This window comes from Streptomyces sp. 184, from assembly GCF_045781775.1.
GTDB lineage: Bacteria > Actinomycetota > Actinomycetes > Streptomycetales > Streptomycetaceae > Streptomyces.
The window spans coordinates 2,851,104-2,876,800 of record NZ_CP123230.1 but is presented as its reverse complement, the minus strand read 5'-3'; the positions used below and the strand labels follow the sequence as shown (position 1 = coordinate 2,876,800).

Genomic DNA, 25,697 nt, shown 5'->3' with positions numbered 1-25,697 from the left:
TTCACCCCGCCCGCCGGCCCTCCACCACGCTCTCGCCCACGGGCCCCGCCTCCACGGGCCCCGCCTCCACGGGCCCCGCTTCCACGGCCTCCGCCACGGCCGCGGCCACGGCCTCCGGCCGCTCCGCGTCCGCCGCCCGGCCCCCGCACTCGCCGATCCACCGGCGCAGCACCCGGTGCACCGCCTCCGCACCCGCCAGCGTCTCCCCCGCCGGCACCGGCGGCGTCAGCCCCTCGGGCCAGAACAGGAACGCCCGGCTCTGCTCACCGCCGAGGCCGCCGTGCGAGCCGATCTGGTCCTCGAAGGCGTGCACGGTCCCGGTCTTCGGGTCGTACGAGGAGTTGACCATGATGTCCGCGGCGTGCGGGAAGCGCGCGGTGCGCAGCACCGTCTCCGCGGCGCCCGGGCCGAAGGGCAGCAGCGGGTCGATGCCGATGACCTTGCCGGTCTCCAGGTGGTGTTCCGCGCCGTCCGCGCCGAGTGCCACCGGCCCGTGCTCCTCGGAGCGCACCAGCAGGAAGCCGATCCCGGGGTGCTCGGTGAGCGCCGGCAGCAGCGCCGGGTAGCGGCGCTCGATCGTCTCCCGGCTGACCACGCCGGGCAGTTCGGGGAAGGACACCAGCCCCAGGTTCCCGGAGCCGAGCACCACGGGCTCCTGGCCGCGGCGCCCCTCGCCCACGTGCGCGTCCTCGGGGCGCTCCGGCCGGCGCAGCGCGGCGCGCGCGGCGGTGCGCGCCTCGGCGCCGCTCCTGGTCCTGCCCACCCGGCGCGGGACGGGCAGCCCGCAGCCGGCGCGTACCAGGTCCTGGAGGGTCAGGCCGTAGGCGGCGGCGAACGTGGGGCCGTGGCTCTGCCCGTGGTCCGACAGCAGCACGATGCGGTACGGGCGCGGGGCGTGCTCGGCGGCCTTGGCGATGAGCGCGACGGAGCGGTCGAGGCGGCGCAGCACCTGCTGGGCGTCGCGGTGCCGCGGCCCCGCGTAGTGGGCCACCTCGTCGTACGCGACGAGGTCGGCGTAGACCGCCGTGCGCCCCGCGAGCATGTCGCCTATGACGGAGGCGACGACGACGTCCCGGGAGACGACGGTGGCGAAGGCGCGGATGAACGGGTAGAGCCCGCCGCGGCCGACGCGCGGCGTCTCCCGGCGCAGCCGGGAGCGCAGCGACTGGAACACCTCGCGGCCGGCCTCGGCGAAGAAGGAGGCGAAGGTGCGGGAGGCGTTGGCGGGGTCGGAGAAGTAGGCGAAGTACCCGGCGCGGGAGCGGGTCTTCTTCTTCCGCCGGACCGCGACCGACAGCACCAGGGCGAGCTGCGTGGCGCCGCCGGTGAACAGGTTGCCGCGGCTGGCGGTGTCCCCGGGCTCGCCGGTGGCCAGCAGCCCGCCGGGCAGCGCCGGGTCGGTGGCGGTGCGGGCGGCGGCCCGGCGCTCCAGCTCCAGCGCGGTGGAGGGGTGGCTGCACACCTTCACCTCGCCGCTCTCCTTCTCGTACCAGCGGAAGGCGGGCACGTCCTCGTTGGTGCCGTGCAGGATGCCGAGCTGGCTGGCGCCGGTCTGGCTGGACCAGTCGGTGCGCCAGGGCATGAGCCGGTGGCTGGTGCCGTACCAGGAGGCGACGGTCTCCATCACCGGCGGCAGCCGGTGCGCGAGCAGCCGCTGCCCGCCGAGGCTGCGCCCCCCGGCGCGCTCGCGCTCCTGGAGCGCGGCGTGCAGCACGTCGTGGCCGACGCCGTCGAGCTGGAGGAAGAGGATGCCGGGGGCGGCGTCCGGAGAGACCGCGGGGGCGCCGCGGCGGTACGCGAGCCGGGCCAGCCGGCGGCGGTAGGCGCCGTCGTCGCGGACGGTGAGCGCGGTGCTGGTGGCGGAGGACGCGGCGGACATCACCGCGGCGACGACGACGGCGGTCTCCGGGTTGGCCTCGCCGCGGCCGGTGGGGTTGAGGCTGAGCGCGATCAGCAGCAGGGAGCCGTTGAGGAAGAACACGAGCAGCCCGAGCACGAACGCGGGCACCAGCAGCAGGGCCCGTACGAGCACGGGCCACACCAGCGCGGACAGCACGCCGAAGACGCCGGCGCCGATGGCGGCGGTGACGGCGATGTGGGTGGCGCTGTCGCCGTCGGGCGACTGGAGCCGGAAGTCGGGCAGGGCGCCGGCGAGGATGATCATCGTCAGGGTGCCGACGGCCCACACGACGACGATCCGGCCGAGGGCGCCGGCGGCGGCGCGCCTGCCCTTGCGCGTGGTCGCGGCCCGCAGCGCCGTCAGTCCCGCGCCGGGCTCGAAGGCGGGGTCGGGGTCGGGGTCCGTGCGGGAATCGGCATCGCTTTCCGTACGGGCCCGGGGGTCCGGGTCCGCGGGAGACCCGGAACGCGGCCCGGGCGGTGTGTGCGGGCAGGGGGCAGCCCCCTGCCCGGATCTCTCGCCGGACGCGGGGTCCTCCCCCGGCCCGGACTCCTCTCCGGGCCCCTTCCGCGGCTCTGCCATGCGCTGTCTCACCTCCGCTCCTGTCGTACCAGCCTTCCACAGCCTGGCGACAGGCAATTCCGCACAGCGCCCCACGGCGCCCCACGGCGCACACAGCGCCCACAGCGCCGCACGCGGCGCGCGCGGCGCGCGGGACGCCGTACCCTCGGTGAGGCCGGGGCAGGTGTCGGCGGCGGAGGGAGCGGGCGTTGCCGGTCGAGATCACGTGGTGGGGACATGCCACCGCGACCGTGCGGGATTCCGGGGTGCGGGTGCTGACCGACCCGCTGTTCGTACCGAGGCTGATGCACCTGCGGCGCCGCCGCGGGGCGCTGCCGCCGCCGTCGGCCGCGGTCGCCGACGTCGTGGTCGTCTCCCACCTGCACTCCGACCACCTCCACCTGCCGTCCCTGGCCCGGCTCGCGCCCGGCACCCGGCTCGTGGCGCCGCACGGGGCGCGGGCGGCCGTGCCCGGGCTCGGGCGGCTCGCCGCCTCGCGCGGGCTGCCGGTGACCGAGGTGCGCCCCGGCGACGAGGTCGCCGCGGGTCCGCTGACGATCCGCGCCGTGCCCGCCGCGCACGACGGCCGCCGCTGGCCGTACGGCACGCGCACCGCGCCCGCGCTCGGCTACGTCTTCGAGGGCGAGGCCCGCACCTACTTCGCCGGCGACACCGGCCTCTTCGACGGCATGGCCCGCGCGGTGGGCCCGTGCGACGTGGCGATGCTGCCCGTCGGCGGCTGGGGCCCGTTCCTCGGCCACGGCCACCTCGACCCGGGCCGCGCGGCCGAGGCGCTGGCGGAGCTGGCGCCGCGCGCGGCGGTCCCGGTGCACTACGGCACGTACTGGCCGATCGGCATGGACGCCGTCCGCCCGCACGAGTTCCACGCCCCCGGCCACGACTTCGTCCGCCGGGCCGCCGCGCTGGCGCCGCAGGTGGCGGTGCACCGGCTGGGGCACGGCGAGGGCATGCGGCTGGAGGCGGCCCGTTGAGGCTGCCGAACGCGCCGCCCGGGCTGCTCGCCGCCGCCCGGGACGTGGCCCCGGCGCAGCAGGCCGTGGGCTACCCGTCGCTGTTCCTGCTCGTCCTGGTGGGGTCGCTGGTGCCGGTGGTGCCGACGGGCGCCCTGGTCAGCTCGGCCGCCGTCGTCGCGTTCCACCGCGAGGCCCCGTACGCGCTGCTGCTGGTCTTCGCCACCGCCTCGATCGCCGCCTTCCTCGGCGACGTGGCCCTGTACTGGCTGGGCAGCCGGGGTGTGCGCTCGCGCAACGGGTCGCGCTGGCTGGACCGGCTGCGCGACCGCGTCGCGCCCGAGCAACTCGCCCAGGCGCAGCGGAAGCTGGAGCGGCACCGGATCCCGGTGCTGGTGCTGTCGCGGCTGATGCCCGCCGGGCGGATCCCGGTGATGCTCGCGTGCCTGCTGGCGCGGATGCCGCTGCACACGTTCGTGCGCGGCAACTTCCCCGCCTGCCTGGCGTGGGCGGCCACCTACCAGTTGATCGGCATCCTCGGCGGCTCGCTCTTCCCCGAGCCCTGGCAGGGGGTGGCGGCGGCGGTGGTGCTGACGGTGCTGATCGCCGTGGCGCCGCCGCTGTGGCGGCGGCTGCGCGGCGACGGCCGGGGGCAGGAGACGTAGCCGGTACGCGCGCACGCGCCCCCCGGCGTACGCGCCGCGCGCCCGGCCCGTACCGCCGTCACAGCACCCGCGACGCCCCCACCGGCAGGTCCCACAGCTCCGCCCGCGGCCGGCCGGTGCGCTCCCACGCCGCCCGCACCCGCCGCAGCGGCTCCAGCGGCGGCTCCGCCGACAGCAGGAACGTGCCGAAGTGCATCGGCGCCATCCGCCGGGCGCCGAGGTCCGCACAGGCGCGCACGGCCTCCTCGGGGTCCATGTGCACCGGGCCCAGCATCCAGCGCGGCGAGTACGCGCCGATGGGCAGCAGCGCGAGCGCGATGCCCGGCAGGCGGCGGCCGATCTCCTCGAAGAGGTGGCCGTAGCCGGTGTCGCCCGCGAAGTAGACCCGCCGTCCCGCCCCGTCGGTGAGCACCCAGCCGCCCCACAGCGAGCGGCAGGTGTCGGTCAGGGTGCGCTTGCTCCAGTGGTGCGCCGGTACGAAGTCGAAGCGCACGGGTCCGCCGGGCGCGGGCAGCTCCGCGGCCTCCCACCAGTCCAGCTCGGTGACCCGGGTGAAGCCGAGGCGGCGGCACCAGCGGCCGAGTCCGGCGGGCACGAACAGCGGGGTGCGGCGCGGCAGTCGCTTCAGGGTGGGGCGGTCGAGGTGGTCGTAGTGGTTGTGGGAGACGACGACGGCGTCGATGGGCGGCAGGTCCTCCCAGCGCACGCCGACGGGCGTGACGCGGGCGGGGGTGCCGAGGATCCGCCGGGACCACAGCGGGTCGGTGAGCACGGTCAGCCCGCCGATGCGCAGCACCCAACTGGCGTGCCCGGCCCAGGTGACGGCGACGGTGCCGGGGCCGGCGGCGGGCAGCGGGCCGGGCTCGAAGGGCAGGTCGGGGATCTCTTCGAGGGCCCTGGGCGTGGGGCGGAACTGGCCGGTGCGGGCGAGCCGGGCGAGCATCCCGAGGCCGGGGAGGGGGGCGTTGAGGCGGTCGGTGAAGGACCGCGGCCAGCGGCGGACCTCGCCGAGGGGGCGCGGGTCGGTGCCTGGGCGCTCGGTCGGTGCGGCGGCTCCGGCGGCCCCCGTCCGCTCTGACTGGCTGGTCAACGGCGGGCTCCTGTCAGCTCGGTGAGGGCCGATCCGAGGGATCTCAACGCCTCCGCCACCTGCGGCCACTCCGCGGGTTCCGGCTGGTCCGCCGGTACCGCTCCCGCGGCGGCCGCGGCGGCAGGTTCCGCCGGGGTGGGCGGCGGGAGCACGGCGGCGGGGGTCAGGGTGGTCGCCGCGGCGGCGGGCGGCCGGGCGTGGGCCGAGGCCAGCGCGGCGGCGTGGGCGCCGCCGGCGTCGCCGAGCAGCGGGCCCGTGGCCACCCGCAGCCGCAGGGCGGTCAGGTCGTCGCCGAAGCGGTGCGCGCCGCCGACCGCGCGGGCGCGGGCGCCGGGGCCGAGGGCGCGGACGAGCGCGGACTCCAGGTCCACGGCGTCCACGACGCCGCCGCGGGCGAGGTCCCGGCGCAGGGCTTCGAGGTCCGCGTACACGTGGTAGCCGGCCTGCGGCGGGCGGACCAGCGCGCCCGCGGCGGTCAGCACGTCCCGTACGGCCGCGGTGAGCGCGGCGTGCAGCCGGATGCCGGCGGCCAGCCGGCCGGTGACGGCGGGCGGCTCGGCGAGCGCCGCCGCGGCGGCGGCCTCGACGGGCGGCGGCAGCGGCGGCACGGCGGTGCCGAGCACGGCGAGCACCGCGTCGCGCAGCGCGGTGCCCGCGCGGCCGGCGGGGAAGCGGGCGACGGCGGCGGGCCAGCCGGGCGGGGTGAGCGTGCCGCCGAGGTCGGCGAGCACGACGACGTCGTCGGGCAGCATCTCGGCGGGGCTGACGAGCACGGTGGCGTGCGGGTCGTGCAACGTGTCGCGGTACGTCTCGTCGCTGACGACGAGCAGCCCCTCCCGGGCCGCCGCCTCGCACGCGTCGTGCACCAGCTCCGGCGGCGGCACGGTGCCGGTGGGGTCGTCGGCGACGGAGAGGACCAGCAGCCGCGGGTCGCCGCCCTCGGCCCGTACCCGGCGCACGGTCTCCAGCAGCGCGACCGGATCGGGGGCGCCGCCGGACTCGGCGGTGGTGGGCACGCGGTGCACGGCGCGGCCCAGGACGGCCGGCTGCGCCGCGTACCAGGACGCCGAGGGGCGGGGCAGCAGCACCTCGCCGCCGACCGCGGCGACCAGCGCCAGCAGCAGGGCGGGGCCGCCGGGTGCGGCGGCCACGTGCCCGGGGTCGGTGGCCAGGCCCCGGCGGTGCCAGTAGCCCGCGGCGGCGGCCCGCAGCTCCGGCCCGCCGCCCGGCGGCCCGGGGGCGGCGGTGGCGGCGCGGGCGAAGCCGTCGACGAGTTCGGCCGGGGGTGGCAGACCGGCGTCGGGGACGGCCTGCTGCATGCGCCACCTCCCGCCGTCGCGCGCCCCTAGGGCGCTCACAAGAGTGCGAATCTCTCCTACTGTCCCAGATCACGCACGCGCGGGGCGGCGTGGTTCGCCTGGTCGGGTGAGCGGCGGTGACGGGAGGGGTCGGCGGGGAGGAGCGGGCGGGGAGGGCCGACGGGGAGCCACGGACGGAGATGGGTCGACGGGGAGGGGTGGGCGGTGCGCCTGCGACCTGCGGTGTGCGGCCCGCCGGTATCGCGCTACCGGTCGGGCCGCGCTCGCAGGGCAGGGCCCCGGTCCTACGCGGCGGTGGGTGAGCCGGCCGAGGCCCCGGCCCGGGCCGGGCCGGCGGCCCGGTCGGCCTCGACGCGCTCGCAGATACGCGCGCACGAGTGGCTGATCAGACGGGAGACGTGCATCTGCGAGATGCCCAGTCGCTCGGCGATGCGGCTCTGCGTCATGTCGCAGAAGAACCGCAGGTAGAGGATCTCGCGTTCACGTTCCGGCAGTCGGCGCAGATGCGGTCGCACGGCCTCGCGGTCCACGGCCCGGTCGAAGCCGGGCTCGGTGCTGCCGAAGGTGTCGATGAGCGAGTAGCCGTCCTCCGAGCCGCCGGTGAGGGCGGCGTCCAGGGACAGGGTGGCGTAACTCTCCAGGGCTCCCAGGCCCGTTCGTACCTCGTCCTCTGTCAGTCCGGCCGCCTTGGCTATGTCCGCGGTCGGGGGGAAGCGGTCGTCGGCCGTGGTGGCCAGCGACATGGTCGCGCTGCGGACGCGGTTGCGCAGCTCCTGGACCCTGCGGGGCACGTGCACGCTCCACATGTGGTCACGGAAGTGCCGCTTCAGCTCGCCGACGATCGTCGGCACCGCATAGCTCTCGAAGGCGTTGCCCTTCGTCGGGTCGTAGCGCTGGACGGCCTTCACCAGGCCGAGGTGCGCGACCTGTTCGAGGTCTTCCATCGCCTCGCCGCGGTTCCTGAACTGACGGGCGAGCCGCTCCGCCATCGGCATCCAGGCGCGTACGACCTCCTGCCGCAGGGCCTGCTTGTCGGGTCCTTCGGGCATTTCGGCCAGCCGGTGGAACTGCGCGGAGGTATCGGGTGCGTCGTGGTGCGGGTGCCTTCTGCTTGCCCGGACATGCGCCACGGGGGCCTCCTCGGGCGAGTTGCGAGCTTTCAGTTCTCACGGGAGGACGACGGCGGCGGCCGGCCACGGCCGGAAACGACAAAGCTCCGGACCAGACGCGCCCGGAGCGCCGACGGCTGCGAAGCCGTGTACTCCCGCGGCGTGCCTCTGGTCCGAAGCACGAAGGTCCACCTGCCCCCCGCGGGCAGTTGCAAACACGGGGCGGACGGGACTTTCCCAGAATACGACGGGGCCGCGTGTCCCACGACCGCACGCACGGACGCCCCCGGGACGGTGCGCGCGGCACCGTGCCCCGGGGGCTTTCCGGGCCGTGCTCACGTGTGCCTCAGCAGCGCTCGCGCGCACCTTCGCGGGTGCGGCCGAACGCGACGGAGCGCTCGGGGTGCCGGCTCAGGTACTCGCCTTCGAGCTGCGCCATGCGCGTGTTGTGCATGGCCAGCGCCGCCGCCGAGCCGTGCAGCAGCGTGTCGTGGCGGGTGCGGTGGATGGTCTCCAGCTCCTTGATGAGCTGCTGGTCGCTCAGCCGCGCGGGGGCGATGCCGCCCCGGCGCCGGTCGCTTTCGCCCATCTGCGGCTCCTTCACGGCTGTCTCCGTCTCCCAGGATCGGGCAATCCCGGTCCCGCTGCTACCCGGGCGGCGCGCGGGCAGTCGTGGAGCAGAGAACTCGCGCCCGTATGGTGAGACACTTCTTCTCGTCATACGAGACCGCGGTTACGCTGCCGCACATGGCCGTTTACACGCATGGACACCACGACTCGGTGCTGCGCTCGCACCGCTGGCGCACGGCCGCCAACTCGGCGGCGTACCTGACCGGCGAACTGCGCCCGGAGATGCACGTCCTCGACCTCGGCTGCGGCCCCGGCACGATCACCGCCGACCTCGCCGACCTCGTGCCGCGGGGCCGGGTGACGGCCGTGGACGCGCAGCCGGGGATCCTGGCGCAGGCGCGCGCGGTGGCGGCGGAACGGGGCGTGGCGAACGTGGAGTTCACCGTCGCCGACGCGGAGGCGCTGGACTTCCCGGACGACTCGTTCGACGTGGTGCACGCCCACCAGGTGCTCCAGCACCTCGCGCACCCGGTGCGGGCGCTGGCCGAGATGCGCCGGGTGTGCCGTCCCGGCGGGCTCGTGGCCGCGCGGGACGCGGACTACGCCGCGATGACCTGGTACCCCGACGTACCCGCCCTCGACGACTGGCTGGACACCTACCGCCGGGTGGCCCGCGCCTCGGGCGGCGAGCCGGACGCGGGGCGGCGGCTGCTGGGGTGGGCCCGCGAGGCGGGCTTCGAGGACGTCACGGCGTCGGCGAGCGCATGGTGCTACGCGGCGGACGAGGAGCGCGCATGGTGGAGCGAGTCGTGGGCGGACCGCACGGTGGCGTCGTCGTACGCCCGCCTCGCGGTCGACGGCGGGCACGCGGACGCGGCGGCGCTGGAGCGGATCGCGGCCGGCTGGCGGGAGTGGGGCGCGGCCGAGGGCGCGTGGTTCGCGGTGCTGCACGGCGAGGTGCTCTGCCGGGTGCCGTGACGGGCCCGGCGCTCCGGCGCCCCTGCTGCCGACCGCCGGCCGCCGGCCGCTCCAACGGCCCGGCGGCGCACGCGCCTTCGCCGCCCCTAGACTCTTCCCATGGAGATCCTCGGCACCTCACTGCGCATCTGCGTGGCCGACCTCGAGTCCGCCGTCGACACGTACGAGAGGCTGACCGGCGAACAGGCGCAGCGCTTCTCGCAGGCGGGCGTCTCCGTCGCCGCGGTCGGCTGCTTCCTGCTGATGTCCGGCCCGCCCGAGACCCTCGACGTGCTGCGCAGAATCACCGCGACGCTGGCGGTCAAGGACGTCGCCGAGGCGTACGCGACGCTCCGGTCGGTCGGCGCCGAGATCGTCGCGGGCCCCTCAAAGACCCCGATCGGGCGCAACATGGTGGCGCGCCACCCCGACGGCAGCATCTTCGAGTACGTCGACCGCCGCCGCTGAGCGCTAGCGCGCGCCGCCGGGGGCGCGGCCCGTTCCGGGCTCGGTCCCGGCGGTCGTCCCGGCCGTCGTCTCCGCGGTCATCTCCGTGGTCAGGGCCCAGCGTTCGTGGTCGCGCCAGGCGCCGTCGATGAACAGGTAGTCCGGCGAGAAGCCCTCCAGCCGGAAGCCGGCGCGCTTGGCCAGGGCGATGGAGGCGGCGTTGCCCGGCTGGACGTTGATCTCCAGGCGGTGCAGGCCCAGGTGGGTGAAGGCGTACCGGACGACGAGGCCGATGCCCGCGGACATGTGGCCCCGGCCGGCGTAGGGGACGAAGGCCCCGTAGCCGAGGGCGCCGGAGAGGAACGCGCGGCGCACGATGGCGTTGATGGTGACGTAGCCGGCGATGGCGCCGGACTCGCGCTCGCAGACGAGGAAGCCCTCGGTCTGCGGCTCGCCGAGCCGTTCCAGGTAGGCGCGGTAGTCGGCGGGGGTGGCGGGCGGGGACAGCCACGGGTGGTGCAGCTCGGCGCTGTCGCGGGCGCGGGCGAGGAACTCCTCCTCGTCGGCGGGGCGCGGGGTGCGGATCGCGGTGCGGGCGCCGGCCGCGATGACATCGTTCTCGGGCACCGGGCGAGTCTACGCCCGGCCCGGCTCAGGGGTTCGGCTGGACGAACCGCAGCCTGTTGCCGAACGGGTCGGTCAGCTCCAGGATCGTGCCGATGCCGGCGTCCTCCTCCAGCCCGGGCTTGAGGTACGGGTAGTCCTTGGCCTTCAGCTCGGCGTGCAGCTCGCCCGCGCCGTCGACCTCGACGTACGCCGTGGCGCCGGGGCTGGCGTCGCCGTGGTGCTCGCTCAGGTGGAGCGTGAGGTCGCCGCGGGAGACCTGCATGTAGAGCGGGAAGCCGTCGGAGAATCTGTGCTCCCAGTCGACCGTGAAGCCCAGGTAACCGACGTAGAACTCGCGGGCCTTGTCGATGTCGAAGATGCGGAAGATCGGTACGGTGCGTCGGAAGAGAACAGTCATCTCTCCACTATGCCTCCGCCGCCAGCCGCTCGGCGAGACGGCGCATTTCGTCCCCCACGAGGTAGTGGCCGGGCAGCCCGGGGATCTCGACCGGGCGGCCGGTGGGCCGCCGGGGCGGGTGGCGTATGAGGTGGTCCAGCACGCGGGCGGCGAGCGCGGGGTCGTCGGGAGGGTCGCCGAGGACGTAGTGGTAGGCGTTCGGGCGCCAGTGGGGGTAGCGCTCGGTGAGGCCGACGATCACCGCGGGCGGGCGGCGGCGGTACGAGGCGTAGGGCTCGGCGTAGTACGACGTGCGCCGTCCCTCTGCGACGTTGCACGACTCGCAGAGCAGCCCTCGGACCAGCCCGGAGACGTGGTGGTGGTCGATGACGAGCCGGGCGGGTCGCAGACCGCAGACCGCGCACCGGTCGGCCTGCCATCGCCGTATCGCCCCGAGCGCCCCGCCCGGGCCGGCGGCGGGCGGCGCGCCGGGCGGCGTCCACTCGTGGCAGGCGGGGACGTCGCGATCCGCCCGTGGCGTACTGCTCATGGCCCCGACGCTACGGCCCGGCACTGACATCGGCCGCCGCCCGCGGGCCCTCCGCCCGCAGCAGCGCGACGAGTTCGTGCCCGTGCGCGCGGCGCGTGAGGAACCGCTCCACGGTCGGACCGGAGCTAGCCGCGGGCACGCTCGTCCGACTGCCCGTCGCCGACCTGCCGCGCCGGGAGCCGGCCCTCGCCCTGGCCCTCCGCGCCGGGCAGCGCCGGCTGAGCCGCCCGGCTACCGCGTCACCTGCGGCGCTGGAGCATCCACCCCACGAGCATGCCGATCAGGGCCACGGCCAGCAGCGCCAGCCACAGCGGCGTGGTGACCTCCCAGAACAGCAGTTGGATGCGGACGCGCCGGGTGTTCTGGAAAATGAAGGCCAGCCCGAGGGCGGCCAGCACGATCGCGACCACCCTGCGCGGCGTGAGCGCCTGCCCGGCGCCGCCCGCGCCGTCCGTGCGTGCCGTGGTACGAGCCATGCGCCCAGCATGGGCCCGCGGCCGGGGCGGCGCCCGGCGGCGGAGGCGTTCGGGCGAACGTCACTCGCCGGTGACGCCGTCGGCCAGCTCCCGCGCGATGTCGAGGTGGCCCGCGTGGCGCGCGTACTCCTGGAGCACGTGGAAGAGGATCAGCGCCAGCGACGGCGCCTCGTCCGCGGTCGCGAACCGCCCGCCGACGGCGGCCGTGCGGTCCAGCGGGACACCGGCGACGATCTCCCGGGAGCGGGCGCAGGCCGCCCGGAAGGCGTCCTTCAGCTCCTCGGTCGTGGCATCGGCGGGGACCGTCCAGCGGTCGTCCGGGCCGCGGTCGCCCCACGGGTCGGGCAGCGGGCGGGCGGCGAAGCCCCACGCGAACCAGCGGCGCTCCACCCACGTCAGATGGACCAGCAGCTCCAGCGGCGTCCAGCCGGAGGCCACGCGGCTGGAGCGCAGCTCCTCCTCGGCCAGGCCGCCGAGCTTGCGCAGCACCTCGGCCCGGTAGTGGTCGAGGTACGTCTCCAGCAGCTCGCGCGGGTCCGTACGGGAGCCGGGCGAGGGTTCGTCGATCGGCATCCGCGGCCGGTCCGGCGGCGGCGGCGCGGCCCTGCGGGCGAGTCGCCTCATGCGAGCCCCGGGGTGTCGAGTGTGAGGGTGCCGGCGTCCGCGTCGAGGACGGCGGGGACGCCGAGCGGCACGGTCAGGGCCGGGACGCCGTGGCCGAAGTCCAGGCCCTCCAGCACCGGCACGCCGAGGTCGCCGAGCCGGTCGGCGAGCACGGCGCGGACGTCCTCGTACGGGCCGCAGTCGGCCCAGGTGCCGCAGACGACGCCGGCAACGCCGGTCAGCCAGCCGCTGCGGCGGAGCTGGGTGAGGATGCGGTCGAGGCGGTAGTCCTCCTCGTCGACGTCCTCGACGAGCAGGATGCCGCCGGCGGCGCCGGCGCGGGCGCCGGGGGTGCCGAGGCCGGCGGCCAGCAGGCTGACGCAGCCGCCGAGGGTCACGCCGCGGGCCCGGCCGGGAACCAGGGCGCGGGCGCCGGGGCTGGTCAGGCGCTGCACGGTGGCCGGCTCGAAGAGGGTGCGGCGCAGGTGGTCGCGGGTGGCGTCGTCCGCGGCGAACGTGGTCCAGGCGGGCATCGGCCCGTGCAGGGTGGCCACGCCGAGGTGGGTGGCGACGGCCTCGTGCAGGACGGTGGCGTCGCTGAAGCCGACGTAGACCTTCGGTGCTGCCTCGCGCAGGGCGGCCCAGTCGACGTGGTCGAGCATGCGGTGGGCGCCGTAGCCGCCGCGGCCGGAGAAGACGGCGGCGACCTCCGGGTCGCACCAGGCGCGCGCGAAGTCCCGGGCGCGGGCGGCGTCGTCGGCGGCGAGGTAGGACAGCGTGTCGTGCCGGCCGTACGCGGTGGGGTGGACGGTGACGTCCAGGCCCCAGCCGCGCAGCACCTCCACGCCGGCGTCCAGTTCCTTGCGCGGGAACCCGCCGCTGGGGGCGACGACGGCGACCCGGTCGCCGGGGCGCAGCCGGCGGGGGCGGACGAGCGCGACGGCGGACCCGGTGGCCGGGGCGGCGGCGCCGGCGGCGGGCCGCCGCACGGGGGCGCCCAGGTCCACGACGGGCACGTCCGGCGCCGCGAAGCCGAACGTCTGCGCGTACAGCGACAGCTCGGCCTCCAGCGCCCGGGTCAGGGTGTCGGCGCGCCGGAAGCCGTGGCCCTCGCCCTCGAAGGTGAGGTACGCGTGCGGCACGCCCCGGCCGGCGAGGGCGTCCAGGAACCGCTCGCACTGCACCGGCGGGCAGATCACGTCGTCGAGCCCCTGGAGCAGCAGGAACGGCGCGGTGATCCGGTCGGCGTGGTTCACCGGGGAGCGCTCGCGGTACCGCTCGGGCACCGCCGCGAGCGGGCCGACCAGCGACTCCAGGTACCGCGACTCGAAGTCGTGCGTCTCGTCCGTGGCCCAGCCGGCGAGGTCGAGGATGGGGTAGACGACGGTGCCGCACGCGTACAGCCCGTCGGCGAGCGGCGAGGTCAGGGACGCGGCGGTCGTCCAGCCGCCCGCGCTGCCGCCGCGGATCGCCAGCCGGGCGGGGTCGGCGGTGCCCTCGTCGGCGAGCGCGCGGGCGACGGCGGCGCAGTCCTCGACGTCCACGACGCCCCACTGCTCGCGCAGCCGCTCGCGGTAGGCGCGGCCGTAGCCGGTGGAGCCGCCGTAGTTGACCTCGGCGACGCCGATGCCGCGCGAGGTGAAGTAGGCGATCTCCAGGTCGAGCACCAGCGGTACGTGCCCGGTGGGGCCGCCGTGCGCCCAGATCACGTACGGCGGCAGCTCGCCCTCGGGGCCGGCGGCCTGCGGGTGGTGCGGCGGGTAGACGTGGGCGTGCACGTCGCGGCCGTCGGGTCCCCTGAAGGTGCGGGACACGGGCCGCGGCAGGTAGGCCGGGTCGACCGCGTCGCGGTGGGCGTTGCCGGCGACCCGGGCGTGGCCGGTGGCGGTGTCCAGCTCGACGACCTCGTACCCGGTGACCGGGCTCGCGGCCAGGCCGAAGACCCGTTCGCCGGCGACCGCGAGGGCCGCGGCCCAGTTCGACCAGGGGCCCGGCACGTCGGCCAGCTCGCCGGTGGCGGGGTCGAGGACGCCGAGGCGGGTGCCGCCGGTGCCGTGCAGGGTGGCGACGAGGCCGTTGCCGAGGACGGCGAACCAGCGCAGCCCGACCTTCCACAGGGCGTCGGCGAACTCCTCGGGCAGCGGGCACAGTTCGCTCGTCACGTCGGTGGCGGGGTCGACCCGGTGCAGGTTCCACCAGCCGCTGCGGTCGGTGGCGGCGACGAGCGTGCCGTCCGGCAGCCACTCGGCCTGCGCGACGGACTCCGCCTCGGAGCCGGTCTGGGCGCCGAGCACCGTGGTGACCCCGGCCAGCCGGCCGTCGCCGGTGATGTCGGCGACGCGCAGCTCCGTGCCGTCCCAGGGCATCTGCGGGTGGTCCCAGGCGATCCAGGCGGCCTGCCGGCCGTCCGGGGACAGGCGCGGGCCGGTGACGAAGCGGTGCCGGTCGTCGGTCAGCTCGCGCACGGCGGCGCGGTCGGCGGACGCCGAGCCGTCCAGCGGCACGGCGGCGAGCACGCGGCGTACGTCGGTGGGACTCTGCCCGGTGAACTCCTCCAGCACGCACCACACCTCGCCGCGCTCGGGCAGCACGACGGCGTCGCACCAGCGCAGCCCGCCGCCGACGCCGGAGACGGGCGTGAGCGGGCGGGGGTCGCCGCCGCCGTCGGGCTCGTACGCGTACAGCCGCTGGTCGGCGAAGTGGGTGAAGACGATCAGCGGGCCGCCGGTGGCGCGCGGCACGCCGGCCCAGGGCCGGCCGCCGTACTCGATGACCCTGTTGCGCACGTTCCACGGCGCGGGCAGCACCGACTCCTCGGTGCCGTCCGGGCGCAGCCGCACCAGCGCCCGGCGCCCGCCCTCGCGCGGTCGCGGGGCGGTCCACCACACCTCGTCGCCGACGGCGTCCAGATACTCCGGGCGGCCGTCGTGGGTCGCGGCGAGGGCGGCGGTCAGGGGGGAGGTCCAGGTGCCGTACGGGGCGGTGGTCACGGGCGGTGTCGTCTCTTTCCGCTGGTGGCCGAGGCACCGGCGCTCTCGCCGGCGCGCTCGCTGGTCGTTGCGCTGCTTCCCGCGCGGTTCTGGGGCGGGGTGCGTCAGGCCGATCTGAGGAAGTCGTCCAGCACCCGCACGCCGAAGTGCAGCGCCTCCACCGGCACCCGCTCGTCCACGCCGTGGAACAGCGCCTGGTAGTCGAAGCCGGCGGGGAGCTTCAGCGGCGAGAAGCCGTAGCCGGTGATGCCCAGGCGGGAGAACTGCTTGGCGTCGGTGCCGCCCGACATGCAGTACGGCACGACGTGCGCGCCGGGGTCGAAGCGCTGGAGGGAAGCGCGCATCGCCGCGTACACCGGGGCGTCGACGGGGGCGGTGAGGGGGACCTCGCGGTGGCTGAACTCCCAGTCGACGTACGGTCCGGTCAGCTCGTCGAGCGTACGGGCGAACTCCTCCTCGCCGCCCGCCACCATCCGGCCGTCGACCTGGGCGGTGGCACTGCCGGGGATGACGTTCACCTTGTAGCCGGCGGCGAGGACCGTGGGGTTGGAGCTGTTGCGCACGGTGGGCGCGACGAGGGCGGCGGCCGGGCCGAGCTTGCCGAGCAGCGCGTCCACGTCGAAGGCGGGGTCGTCCAGCTCCTCGGGGGCGACCTCGATGCCGAACACCGCGGCCGTCTCGGTCAGCGCGGCGCGGACGGTGGGCGTGAGCCGCACGGGCCAGCGGTGCTCGCCGATCCGGCCGACGGCGGCGGCCAGCCGGGAGACGGCGTTGTCGGTGTTGGCCTTCGAGCCGTGTCCGGCGCGCCCGCGGGCGGTCAGCCGCAGCCAGGCCGTGCCGCGCTCGCCGGCGGCGACCGGGTAGAGCCTCAGGCCCTCGCCGGCGTGGAAGGTGAAGGCGCCGGACTCGCTGATGCCCTCGGTGCAGCCCTCGAAGAGCGCGGCGTGCTCCTCGGCCAGGTAGCCGGAGCCGTACTCGGCGCTGGCCTCCTCGTCGGCGGTGAAGGCGAGCACGATGTCGCGGCGGGGACGGACGCCGGCGCGCGCCCAGGCCCGTACGACCGAGAGGACCATCGCGTCCATGTTCTTCATGTCGATGGCGCCGCGGCCCCAGACCACGCCGTCGCGTACCTCGCCGGAGAACGGGTGGACGCTCCAGTCGGCGGGCTCGGCGGGCACCACGTCGAGATGGCCGTGGACGAGCAGGGCGTCGGCGCCCGGGTCGGTGCCCTCGATACGGGCCACGACGTTCGTCCGGTCGGGGGCCTTCTCCAGCAGGGCGGGCTCGATGCCGGCGTCGGCGAGCCGCTCCGCGACGTACTCCGCGGCCTGGCGTTCGACGCCGTCGCCGCCGCCGTGGTTGGTGGTGTCGATGCGGATCAGGTCGGAGGTGAAGCGCACCACCTCGTCCAGCGCCGCCGCGTCCGGACCGGGGCCGTGGGCGGCCGGGGCGCCCGCGGCGGGTGCGGTCGGGTCAGCCATACTGCTCCTCCACGGCGGCCGAGACGAGCGTGGTGACCGCCTTGAAGCAGCGGATGCCGTCGTACATGGTCTCCGTCGTGTACGCCACGCGCCGCTCACCGGCCGGCGCCACCCCCGGCACGACCGTCGCCGCGCCGACCAGGTGCTCCGCGTCGAACTCCAGCTCCACCGTGAACGGTCCGCCGCGCACCGGCTCCGTCCGCACCGCGAGCGCCGCGGCCTCGGTGGCCGCCGCCCGGATGTCGGCCGCGGTACGGGCCGGGGTGCGGCACACCGCCGCGTACCGCGAGACGTAGTCCTTGACGGCGACGCCGGGGGCCGCGGGCGCGTACCCCCTGGCGTCCTCGACGGTCTTGTCGTCGCCGGTGACGAGCACCACCGGGACCCCGAACTCGGCGACCACGTGCGCGTTCAGCAGGCCCTCGCTGGCCCGTACGCCGTTGAGCCAGACGCCGGTGAGGGAGTTGGCCAGGTAGGTGTGCGCGAGCACCCCTTCGGTGCCCGCGCCCGTGTGGTACCCCACGAAGGCGATGCCGTCGACGTCGCCGCGCTGCACGCCCTCGACCATGGACAGCGACTTGTGCCGCCCGGTGAGCATCTGGGCGCGGTCGTCGAGCCGCTCCAGGAGCAGATTGCGCATCGTCCAATGCGCCTCGTTGACCAGCACCTCGTCGGCGCCGCCGGCGAAGAAGCCCTCGATGGCGGCGTTGACGTCGGACGTGAACATGGGCCGGCAGCGCTCCCACTGCGGGCCGCCGGGAAGCACGTCGGCGGGCCACGTGACGCCGGTGGCCCCCTCCATGTCGGCGCTGATCAAGACCTTCATGCCGAGCCACGGTACGCGGTCGGACGAAGCGGTGAAACCCCTGTGGATACGTACAGAGGTCTAGACCGCTTCAACTCCCCCGGGACGGCCTGCGACCAGCCATTTCCGGGGAGACTTCGGTCGTACGCCGTCCGGCGCACACCCGGTCGCGACCGGCGGCACCGGGCCGCGGCGAGACCGGGGATCTTCGCGCCCGGACCGGCCCGGTCCCGGGTGCAGCCGCGGACCGCCTGCCGCCGCCGGCTGTCCGGCCCGACTAGTCGCCGTGCCCGAGCTGGAGGTCCCGCTCCGTGCGCCCGCCGCCCTCCACGCGCAGCACCGTGGCCACCGGCGGGTACCCCGCGGCGATCACCGTGTACTCGCCCGCCGACAGGTCGACGAAGCGGAACGCGCCGTCCGGGCCCGTGGTGCCGGTGTCGACGACGTTGCCCGCGGCGTCCAGCAGCGTGACCCGGGCGTCCTCCACCGGCCGCCCGCCGTAGGCACGTACCGTGCCGCGCAGCACCGCGCCGCCGGCCAGCTCGACGTCCTGCCGGGTCTCGCGCGCCGCCTGCACCGAGACCGGCAGCGCGGCGGGCCGGAAGCCCGGGGCGGTGGCGGCGAGGGTGTACTCGCCGGCGACCAGCTCGCCGATGGCGTACGCGCCGTCGTGGCCGCTGCGCGCCGAGGCGACGACCTCCCCGCGCGCGTCGGTGAGGGTCACGACGACGTTCCCCAGCGGCGTGCCGTCGGCCGCGGCGACCGTGCCGCAGATCCGCCCCGCGCCGCCCAGCACGAGGTCCAGCTCGACCGGCCGGTCCCCGACGGTGACCGTGACGGCCTGCGGCTGGTGCCCGCCCGCGGCGGCCACCAGGACGTACGAGCCGGCGCCCGGGGTGGGCAGCACGTACCGGCCGTCCTCGCGGCTGGCGTCGCGGCCCACCTGGCGGCCGGCGCCGTCGATGAGGGTGAGCGCCGCGCGCGGCACGGTGGTGCCGTCCTGGTGCTGCACGCTGCCGCACACCGGCACCCCGGCGCCCGCCGGGACGGCGACGCGGGCCGCGGGCACGGGGGAGTCGACCGCCGGGTTCTCGTCCGTGGCGGGGCCGGGGCCCGTGAGGTTCTGGGACACCAGTGGTCTCTCCTTGAGCAGGAAGGCGAACAGGAGGCCGAGGAGGAGCACGGGCACCAGGTAGAGGAAGATGCCCGGCATGGCCTCGGCGTAGGCGCGGACGTAGCCGTCGCGCAGTTCGGCGTCGAGGGCGTGGACGGCCTCGGGGGTGATCGACTCCGGGTCGGGCAGCGAGCCGCCGGGGGGCGGCGGGGGCAGGGTGTCGGTCAGTTCGTCGGCGAGCCGGTCGAAGAAGACGGTGCCGAAGATCGCCGCGCCGACCGAACCGCCGATCTGCCGGAAGTAGTTGTGCGCGCTGGTGGCGACGCCGAGGTCGGCGGGGTGTACCGCGTTCTGCACGGCGAGGATGAGCACGGGCAGCACGAGGCCGACGCCGGTGCCGAGGACGGCCATCCACACGCTGTACGACAACTGCGTGGTGTGCTCGTCCAGGCGGGAGAGCAGCCACATGCCGACGGCGGCGGTGGCACAGCCGGCCACCGGGTAGCGGCGGTAGCTGCCGGTGCGGGTGATGAGGTGGCCGGAGACGATGGAGGCGACGACGACGCCGCCCATCATCGGCAGCATCAGCAGCCCGGACTCGGTGGCGCTGGCGCCGTCGACCATCTGGAGGAAGGTCGGCAGATAGCTGGCCGCGCCGAAGAGCGCGATGCCGATCACGGCTCCGACCAGGGACGTGACGTTGAAGACGCTGTCGCGGAACAGCCGCAGCGGCAGCACGGGTTCGACGGCGAAGTGCTCGACGACGAGCAGCAGGACGGTGGCGCCCACCGCACCGGCGCCGAGCCCGAGGATGACGTCGGAGGTCCAGGCGTACTCCAGGCCGCCCCAACTGGTCAGCAGCACCAGGCAGGTGGAGGCGGCGGCGAGGAACAGCGCGCCCAGCACGTCGAGGCGGGGCCGGGCGGTGGGCTTGGGCAGCTTCAGCACCAGGCCGGTCAGCACCAGGGTGACCAGGCCGAAGGGCACGTTGAAGTAGAAGCACCAGCGCCAGGACAGCTCGTCGGTGAAGAACCCGCCGAGCAGCGGTCCGGCGACCGAGGCGAGGCCGAAGGCGGCGCCGATCATGCCCATGTAGCGCCCGCGTTCGCGGGGCGGGACGATGTCGGCGATGATCGCCTGCACGCCGATCATGAGCCCGCCGGCGCCCATGCCCTGCACCGCGCGGAACGCGATGAGCTGGTCCATGCTGCGCGCGGCGCCGGCGAGCGCGGAGCCGACGATGAACACCACGATGGCGAACTGGAAGACGCCCTTGCGGCCGAAGAGGTCGCCGAGCTTGCCGTAGATCGGCAGCCCGATGGTGGAGGTGAGCAGGTAGGCGGTGATCGCCCAGGACATCCGGTCCAGGCCGTGCAGCTCGCCGACGATCTTCGGCAGCGCGGTGGCGACGATCATCTGCTCCAGCGCGGCGAGGAGCAGCGCGAGCATCAGGGCCAGGAACACCAGCCGTACGCGGCGGGGGCTGAGCGCCGGGCCGTCGTCGTCGCCGTAGCCGTCCGCCGGGCCGGGTCCGGCGGGCGGCCCGCCCTTTCCGGTACGTCCCGACGCTCGCGCCGGCCTGGCCGGTCCCGCCGCCGGACCGGCCGCGGGCACGGTGACCGGCTCGTCGTTCACCAGGGTCGTCCCCACGTGCCAGCTCCCCATCGTCCGCCTGCGCCGGACCCTTTGTCGCATCGCGCAAGATCCCGGGGCAAACGCGATCACTCCCCCGCGCGACGGCGCGGCGGCGCGTCAACTCGGTTGCCCGGGGCGCCCATCGGGCGCTCATCAGCGGCTTTCACGAAGGGTGGGCGGAGCCTGGTGCGCGCGGGGGCCCGGGAGGAAACCACTCGAATCGGTGAGGCCGGGTGACGGCCCGTCCGCGCGGCGGCGACCGGGGTCACCCGATCGAGGACTCGACGCGAAGGGAACATCTGTTCTATTCTCGGTCGCAGATCAACAGGAGGTGCCGATGCGCTGGGAGAATCTGACCGACGAGGCCGCCGACGGCGGCGCGGCCACCGGGGCCGCGCCGCCCGCCCTCTTCGGCACGGCCGCCGTCGTCACCCGCACGTTCGACACCCCGGAGTTCCGCGGCATCACGTTCCACGAGGTGCGGGCGCGCTCGATCGTCAACAAGGTGCCGGGAGCGTCGCGGATGGCCTTCGACTGGACCGTGAACCCGTACAGAGGGTGCAGTCACGCCTGTGTCTACTGTTTCGCCAGAAAGACCCACAGCTACCTGGACCTGGACACCGGCCGCGGCTTCGACTCGCAGATCGTGGTGAAGGTCAACGCCCCGGAGCTGCTGCGCCGCGAGCTGGGCGGCCGGCGGTGGCGCGGGGAGCACATCGCCATGGGCACGAACGTCGACTGCTACCAGCGGGCCGAGGGGCGCTACCGGCTGATGCCCGGCATCCTCGCCGCCCTGCGGGACTTCGCCAACCCGTACTCGATCCTCACCAAGGGCACGCTCATCCTCCGCGACCTGCCGCTGCTCAAGCAGTCGGCCGAGGTCACCCAGGTCGGGGTCGCGGTCTCCGTCGGCTTCGTCGACGAGGAGCTGTGGCGGACCGTCGAGCCGGGCACGCCCGCGCCGCAGCGCCGGCTCGACGTGGTCCGCACCCTGGCCGAGCACGGCATCGGCTGCGGGGTGCTGATGGCGCCGGTGATCCCGTTCCTCAGCGACACGCCGGAGCAACTGCGCGCCACCGTACGGGCGGTGGCGGAGGCGGGCGCCACGTCGGTGACGCCGCTGGTGCTGCATCTGCGGCCGGGCGCGCGGGAGTGGTTCATGGGCTGGCTGGAGCGGCACCACCCGCACCTGGTCCGCCGGTACCGCACGATGTACGCGGGCGGGTCGTACGCGCCGAAGTGGTACCAGCGCCAGATCACCCGGCAGGTGCACGAGTACGCGACGGAGCTGGGCATAGGCCCGTCGGCGCCCGGCATCGCGCGCCGCATCGAGCCCGAGGAGGGGCCCGGCGCGCAGCCGGACGGCCCGGAGAACACGCAGTTGACGCTGCTCTGACGCCGGTTCGCGGCGGTACGCCCCGGGGCCCGGCCCGTACCGCCGCACCCCCGGCCCGCGCGGCCGCCCGCGCCCGGCGCCTCACTGCGACGGGGTGCGCGGGCCGATGCGGGTGATCGCCGCCGTGGCCGCGCGCCACAACTGCGGGAAGCCCAGCGCCTCGGAGAGCGCCGGGATCGCGCGCTGGTCGCCCAGCTCGCCCAGCCCCTCGACGCAGGCGGTGGCGATCGGCCAGTGGTGCTGCGGCTCGCGCACGAGCCGCTGGAGGGTGCTGATCAGCGCCGGCGCCGACTCCGGCGCGCGCAGCCGGACCAGCAGCCGGATGGCGTGCAGCGCGTACGCGGTGCGCAGCGGGTTCGTCGCCAGGGCCGCCGCCGCCCGCGCGGTGCGCGGGTCGCCGAGCCGGTCCAGCGCGCACGCCGCGCTCTCGGCCCGTACCGGATCGCGGTAGTTGAGCAGCAGCACCAGCGTCTCGAACGCCCGCCGGTCCCCCGCCGTGCCCAGCGCGAAGGCCGCCAGCTCCCGGGCCCACAGCGGCTCGCCGGGCAGTTCCAGCACGCGCGCCAGCTCGTCGTACGCGGTGGTCGTGCGCTGTCGCGCGAGCGCGGTCATGCGGTCGAACCGCGCCCGCGCCGGCGGGTCCTCCAGCCTGCCGCGGATCCGTTCGGTGAGCGCCAGATACTCCTGGTCCATGCCTCGCCCCCCTGCCCTTGCCGGCACTCAGGGTACGTGTACCGTCACCGGCCGGTGACGGCCTCGTCGATCGGGGTTCACTCCATGTGTGCCCCGACTGGGGGGTACATTCCCTGATTCACCCTCTGGCGCCCATGGTTACTCGCGAGTTAAGCTCGGGGGACGAGCAGCACCCCTGCTCGGGCGGTCTGGTGACGCAGCCGCCGAGAGCTGAAGTCGGTTCGGCAACTGACAGCACGCGCGACGGGCGCCCCGGTGCCCGTGGTGAGGACGCCCGGCCCCGGGACAGGGCCGGCCGCGGTTCTCGCCGCCGCGCGCTCCGCCGCCGTGCGGCTTCCGCCGCGGGCCGTCGTGCCCCGGCCCCCGCCGCCGTGTGCGGCCCCGGCCCCTCTCCCGCCTTCTCCCGCTCCTGCCTTCTCCCGCCTTCTCCCGCGTCACGACTGGAGTCCCGCGATGGACCGCAGCCCTGTCCCCGAATCCCGATCGATCCCCTTCCCCACCGTGGCCGTCGTCGGCCTCGGCACGATGGGCACCGGCCTGTGCGAGGTGCTGGCCCGCGCCGGCCGCGAGGTCGTCGGCATCGACGTCGACGAGGCCGCCGCGCGCGGCTGCGCCGCCGCGCTGGAGCGCGCCACGGACCGCGCCGTCGTCCGCGGCCGGCTCACCGAGGGCGCCCGCGCCGGCGTGCTGGCCCGGCTGCGCACCTTCCCCGACCTGCGCGCCGCCGCCGACGCGGACCTGGTCATCGAGGTGGTGCCCGAGTCGTACGAGGTCAAGCAGCAGGTCATCGCCGGGCTGGACCGCGTCGTCCGCCCGGACGCGGTGATCGCCACCGGCACCAACGCGCTGTCCGTCACCCGCCTCGCCGCCTCCTCCGCGCACCCCGAACGCGTCCTCGGCCTGCACTTCTTCACCCCGGTCCAGGCGATGCGCCTGGTGGAGGTGGTCTCCTCCGTGCTCACCGAGCCGTCGGCGGTGGAGCGGGTCACCGCGCTGGTGCGGGAGCTGGGCAAGGAGCCCGTCGCGGTGGGCGACCGGCCCGGGTTCATCGCCGACGGGCTGCTCTTCGGCTATCTCAACCAGGCCGCGGCGATGTACGAGTCGCGCTACGCCAGCCGCGAGGACATCGACGCGGCGATGAAGCTCGGCTGCGGTCTGCCGATGGGCCCGCTGGAGCTGCTCGACCTGATCGGCGTCGACACCGCGCGCACGGTGCTGGAGGCGATGTACGCCGCGTCGCAGGACCGGCTGCACGCCCCGGCGCCCGTCCTCGGCCAGTTGACCGCCGCCGGGCTGACCGGCCGCAAGGCGGGCCGCGGCTTCTACGCCTACGACGCCCCCGGCAGCGGCACCGCCGTGCCTGACGCCGCCGTGCCCGACGCCGCCTCCTCCGCCGCCGGCGCGGCGTGGGGCGCGCCGCCGCGGCCGGTCGCGGAGGTGGGCGTCGCCGGCTCCGGCACGATGGCGAGCGGCATCGCGGAGGTCTGCGCCCGGGCGGGGTACGCGGTCACGCTCGCCGCCCGCAGCACGGCGAAGGCGGAGGCGGCGAAGGCCCGCGTCGCCACGTCGCTGGCCCGCTCCGTCGCCAGGGGCCGGCTGGGTGCCGCGGACCGCGACACCGCGCTGGCCCGGATCTCCCCCGCCGGCGCCCTGGACGCGCTGGCCGGCGCCGGGCTGATCGTGGAGGCGGTCGCCGAGGACCTGGCGGTCAAGCGGGAGTTGTTCGCCGCCCTGGACAAGGTGGCGGCGCCGGGGGCGGTGCTGGCCACCACCACGTCCTCGCTGCCCGTCATCGCGTGCGCCGCGGCCACCTCGCGCCCCGAGGACGTGATCGGCATGCACTTCTTCAACCCGGCGCAGGTGATGAAGCTGGTGGAGGTGGTGCGCACGGTCCGTACCGCGGACGAGGCGCACGCCACCGTCCGCGAGGTCTGCACCCGGCTGGGCAAGCACGCCGTGGACTGCGGCGACCGGGCCGGCTTCATCGTCAACGCGCTGCTGTTCCCGTATCTGAACAACGCGGTGAAGATGGTCCAGGAGCACTACGCCTCGCCGGACGACATCGACGCCGCGATGAAGCTCGGCGGCGGCTATCCCATGGGCCCGTTCGAGCTGCTGGACGTGGTGGGCCTGGACGTCTCGCTGGCCATCGAGCGGGTGCTGCACCGCGAGTTCCGCGACCCGGGGCTGGCTCCCGCGCCGCTGCTGGAGCACCTGGTCGCCGCGGGCTGCCTCGGCCGCAAGACGGGCCGCGGCTTCCGCGAGTACGCCGCCGCCCCGCGCTGAGCGCCGGCCGGCCGGCGGGTGCCGGCCGGCCGCCGGGCACCGCCCGCCCCGGCCGCCCGCCCGCGAATCGGCGGCGATCCGAGGCCCACCCATGGAGTACGTTCCTTACATGTCCCAGCCTGCGAAGCCCAGCCGTGCCAACTCCAGCACCCAGCGCCTGAAGATGCGCCGCGACATCGCGGCGGCCGCGATGGAGCTGTTCGCGACCAAGGGCTACGAGGCGACGACAGTGGACGAGATCGCCGCGGCGGCGGGCGTGGCCCGCCGCACCTTCTTCCGCCACTTCCGCTCCAAGGAAGAGGCGATCTTCCCCGACCACGACGACACGCTGGAGCGCGTGAAGGCCGTCCTGGACGCCGCGCCGCCGCACGAGTACCCGCTGGACACCGTGTGCCGCGGCATCAGGGAGGTCATGCGGATGTACGCGGCCCAGCCCGCGGTCTCCGTCGAGCGCTACCGCCTGACCAGGGAGGTGCCGACGCTGCGCGAGCGCGAGATCGCCTCGGTCTCCCGCTACGAGCGGCTGTTCACCCGCTACCTGCTGGGCCACTACGACGAGGGCGCCCACCAGGACGGCGACGACGGCCCGCTGCTCGCCGAGGTCGCCGCCTCGGCCGTGGTCACCGCGCACAACCACGTGCTGCGCCGCTGGCTGCGCGGGGGCGCGGAGGGCGACGTGGAGGGCCAGCTCGACCGGGCCTTCGCGGTGGTACGGGCCCGGTTCGCCGGCGTCGGCCAGCCGCACGGCCCGGTGGGTCTGGGCGGCGAGGCGGGGGCTCCGGCGGTCCTCACGGCCGGCGGCGAGGGCTCGGACGTGCTCGTCGCGGTCGCCCGTACGGACGCCCCGCTGAGCGAGGTCATGCGCACCATCGAGAAGGCCCTGAAGAAGGGCTGACCAGCGGTTTCACTCCCGCCACGGGCTCCCCGGCCGCATCCGGCCGGGGAGCCTTCGCATGCTCATCCGTGCAACCCGCTCGACATCTGAGAGAAGTTTTTGGCACCGAGTGTCTTGCAGCCTGGCACGGCGTGCCATACGGTACGAGGTGTCCGGGTGACCGGCGCACGGCACCAGAGCG

Annotated in this window: 22 protein-coding genes; 7 read left to right on the top strand and 15 right to left on the bottom strand. The window is 75.6% G+C overall.

What is annotated here, in order from left to right; all coding sequences use genetic code 11:
• Position 1 precedes the first annotated feature (1 nt).
• Positions 2–2,482, bottom strand: a complete 2,481-nt coding sequence (locus tag QBL21_RS12280) for a phage holin family protein (protein WP_407562181.1) — start codon at positions 2,480–2,482, stop codon at positions 2–4.
• 188 nt (positions 2,483–2,670) lie between these two features.
• On the opposite strand from QBL21_RS12280, the gene QBL21_RS12275 reads away from it, so the two are divergent.
• Both QBL21_RS12275 and QBL21_RS12270 read left to right on the top strand, forming a co-directional pair.
• Positions 2,671–3,453, top strand: coding sequence for an MBL fold metallo-hydrolase (locus QBL21_RS12275; RefSeq protein ID WP_407562180.1), 783 nt, complete (start codon positions 2,671–2,673; stop codon positions 3,451–3,453).
• A 2-nt stretch (positions 3,454–3,455) separates the two neighbouring features.
• Positions 3,456–4,097 (top strand): DedA family protein, encoded by a 642-nt coding sequence (locus QBL21_RS12270; protein ID WP_407566400.1) that lies wholly within the window; start codon positions 3,456–3,458, stop codon positions 4,095–4,097.
• 58 nt (positions 4,098–4,155) lie between these two features.
• Here the strand turns inward: QBL21_RS12270 and QBL21_RS12265 are convergent, their stop codons facing one another.
• From QBL21_RS12265 to QBL21_RS12250, 4 genes are all read right to left on the bottom strand, one after another.
• Positions 4,156–5,187, bottom strand: a complete 1,032-nt coding sequence (locus QBL21_RS12265) for an MBL fold metallo-hydrolase (RefSeq protein WP_407562179.1) — start codon at positions 5,185–5,187, stop codon at positions 4,156–4,158.
• Complete coding sequence (locus QBL21_RS12260) at positions 5,184–6,506, bottom strand: aminotransferase class I/II-fold pyridoxal phosphate-dependent enzyme (RefSeq protein ID WP_407562178.1); 1,323 nt, start codon at positions 6,504–6,506, stop codon at positions 5,184–5,186. Before QBL21_RS12260 ends, QBL21_RS12265 begins: the two co-directional genes overlap by 4 nt.
• A 284-nt stretch (positions 6,507–6,790) precedes the next feature.
• Positions 6,791–7,636: a SigB/SigF/SigG family RNA polymerase sigma factor gene (locus QBL21_RS12255; protein WP_407562177.1), complete on the bottom strand. Its 846-nt coding sequence runs from the start codon at positions 7,634–7,636 to the stop codon at positions 6,791–6,793.
• 325 nt (positions 7,637–7,961) lie between these two features.
• Positions 7,962–8,204 (bottom strand): DUF6158 family protein, encoded by a 243-nt coding sequence (locus QBL21_RS12250; protein ID WP_407562176.1) that lies wholly within the window; start codon positions 8,202–8,204, stop codon positions 7,962–7,964.
• A gap of 158 nt (positions 8,205–8,362) precedes the next feature.
• On the opposite strand from QBL21_RS12250, the gene QBL21_RS12245 reads away from it, so the two are divergent.
• Entirely contained in the window at positions 8,363–9,163 is an 801-nt protein-coding gene (locus QBL21_RS12245; protein ID WP_407562175.1) for a methyltransferase domain-containing protein, read from the top strand.
• A gap of 99 nt (positions 9,164–9,262) precedes the next feature.
• Positions 9,263–9,610, top strand: a complete 348-nt coding sequence (locus tag QBL21_RS12240; protein ID WP_407562174.1) for a VOC family protein — start codon at positions 9,263–9,265, stop codon at positions 9,608–9,610.
• Positions 9,611–9,613: 3 nt separating this feature from the next.
• Here the strand turns inward: QBL21_RS12240 and QBL21_RS12235 are convergent, their stop codons facing one another.
• The 9 genes from QBL21_RS12235 to QBL21_RS12195 all read right to left on the bottom strand — a co-directional run bounded on the left by QBL21_RS12235 (position 9,614) and on the right by QBL21_RS12195 (position 20,276).
• Positions 9,614–10,216, bottom strand: coding sequence for a GNAT family N-acetyltransferase (locus QBL21_RS12235; protein ID WP_407562173.1), 603 nt, complete (start codon positions 10,214–10,216; stop codon positions 9,614–9,616).
• Positions 10,217–10,241: 25 nt separating this feature from the next.
• Positions 10,242–10,613: a glyoxalase superfamily protein gene (locus tag QBL21_RS12230; RefSeq protein WP_407562172.1), complete on the bottom strand. Its 372-nt coding sequence runs from the start codon at positions 10,611–10,613 to the stop codon at positions 10,242–10,244.
• Positions 10,614–10,620: 7 nt separating this feature from the next.
• A complete protein-coding gene (locus tag QBL21_RS12225; RefSeq protein WP_407562171.1) occupies positions 10,621–11,142 on the bottom strand; it encodes an endonuclease domain-containing protein in 522 nt (173 codons plus the stop codon).
• A gap of 239 nt (positions 11,143–11,381) precedes the next feature.
• The gene (locus QBL21_RS12220; RefSeq protein WP_407562170.1) at positions 11,382–11,618 is read right to left on the bottom strand and encodes a lipopolysaccharide assembly protein LapA domain-containing protein; all 237 of its coding nucleotides are present in this window, start codon (positions 11,616–11,618) and stop codon (positions 11,382–11,384) included.
• A 60-nt stretch (positions 11,619–11,678) separates the two neighbouring features.
• Positions 11,679–12,191: a DinB family protein gene (locus QBL21_RS12215; RefSeq protein ID WP_407566399.1), complete on the bottom strand. Its 513-nt coding sequence runs from the start codon at positions 12,189–12,191 to the stop codon at positions 11,679–11,681.
• 47 nt (positions 12,192–12,238) lie between these two features.
• Positions 12,239–15,211 (bottom strand): prolyl oligopeptidase family serine peptidase, encoded by a 2,973-nt coding sequence (locus tag QBL21_RS12210; protein WP_407562169.1) that lies wholly within the window; start codon positions 15,209–15,211, stop codon positions 12,239–12,241.
• Between the two features lie 104 nt (positions 15,212–15,315).
• Entirely contained in the window at positions 15,316–16,692 is a 1,377-nt protein-coding gene (locus tag QBL21_RS12205; RefSeq protein ID WP_407562168.1) for a M20/M25/M40 family metallo-hydrolase, read from the bottom strand.
• On the bottom strand, positions 16,685–17,518 hold the full coding sequence (locus QBL21_RS12200; RefSeq protein ID WP_407562167.1) for a M55 family metallopeptidase: 834 nt from the start codon (positions 17,516–17,518) through the stop codon (positions 16,685–16,687). The genes QBL21_RS12205 and QBL21_RS12200 overlap by 8 nt, the downstream gene beginning before the upstream one ends.
• A gap of 256 nt (positions 17,519–17,774) precedes the next feature.
• On the bottom strand, positions 17,775–20,276 hold the full coding sequence (locus QBL21_RS12195) for an MFS transporter (RefSeq protein WP_407566398.1): 2,502 nt from the start codon (positions 20,274–20,276) through the stop codon (positions 17,775–17,777).
• A 307-nt stretch (positions 20,277–20,583) separates the two neighbouring features.
• Between QBL21_RS12195 and QBL21_RS12190 the strand changes: the two genes are divergently transcribed.
• Positions 20,584–21,642: an Rv2578c family radical SAM protein gene (locus tag QBL21_RS12190; protein ID WP_407562166.1), complete on the top strand. Its 1,059-nt coding sequence runs from the start codon at positions 20,584–20,586 to the stop codon at positions 21,640–21,642.
• 81 nt (positions 21,643–21,723) lie between these two features.
• Here QBL21_RS12190 and QBL21_RS12185 read toward each other — a convergent pair whose 3' ends face one another.
• On the bottom strand, positions 21,724–22,335 hold the full coding sequence (locus tag QBL21_RS12185; RefSeq protein WP_407562165.1) for a HEAT repeat domain-containing protein: 612 nt from the start codon (positions 22,333–22,335) through the stop codon (positions 21,724–21,726).
• 453 nt (positions 22,336–22,788) lie between these two features.
• Here QBL21_RS12185 and QBL21_RS12180 point away from each other — a divergent pair, with 453 nt between their 5' ends.
• Both QBL21_RS12180 and QBL21_RS12175 read left to right on the top strand, forming a co-directional pair.
• Complete coding sequence (locus QBL21_RS12180; protein ID WP_407562164.1) at positions 22,789–24,621, top strand: 3-hydroxyacyl-CoA dehydrogenase family protein; 1,833 nt, start codon at positions 22,789–22,791, stop codon at positions 24,619–24,621.
• 109 nt (positions 24,622–24,730) lie between these two features.
• Positions 24,731–25,516, top strand: a complete 786-nt coding sequence (locus QBL21_RS12175) for a TetR family transcriptional regulator (protein WP_407562163.1) — start codon at positions 24,731–24,733, stop codon at positions 25,514–25,516.
• Positions 25,517–25,697 lie beyond the last annotated feature (181 nt).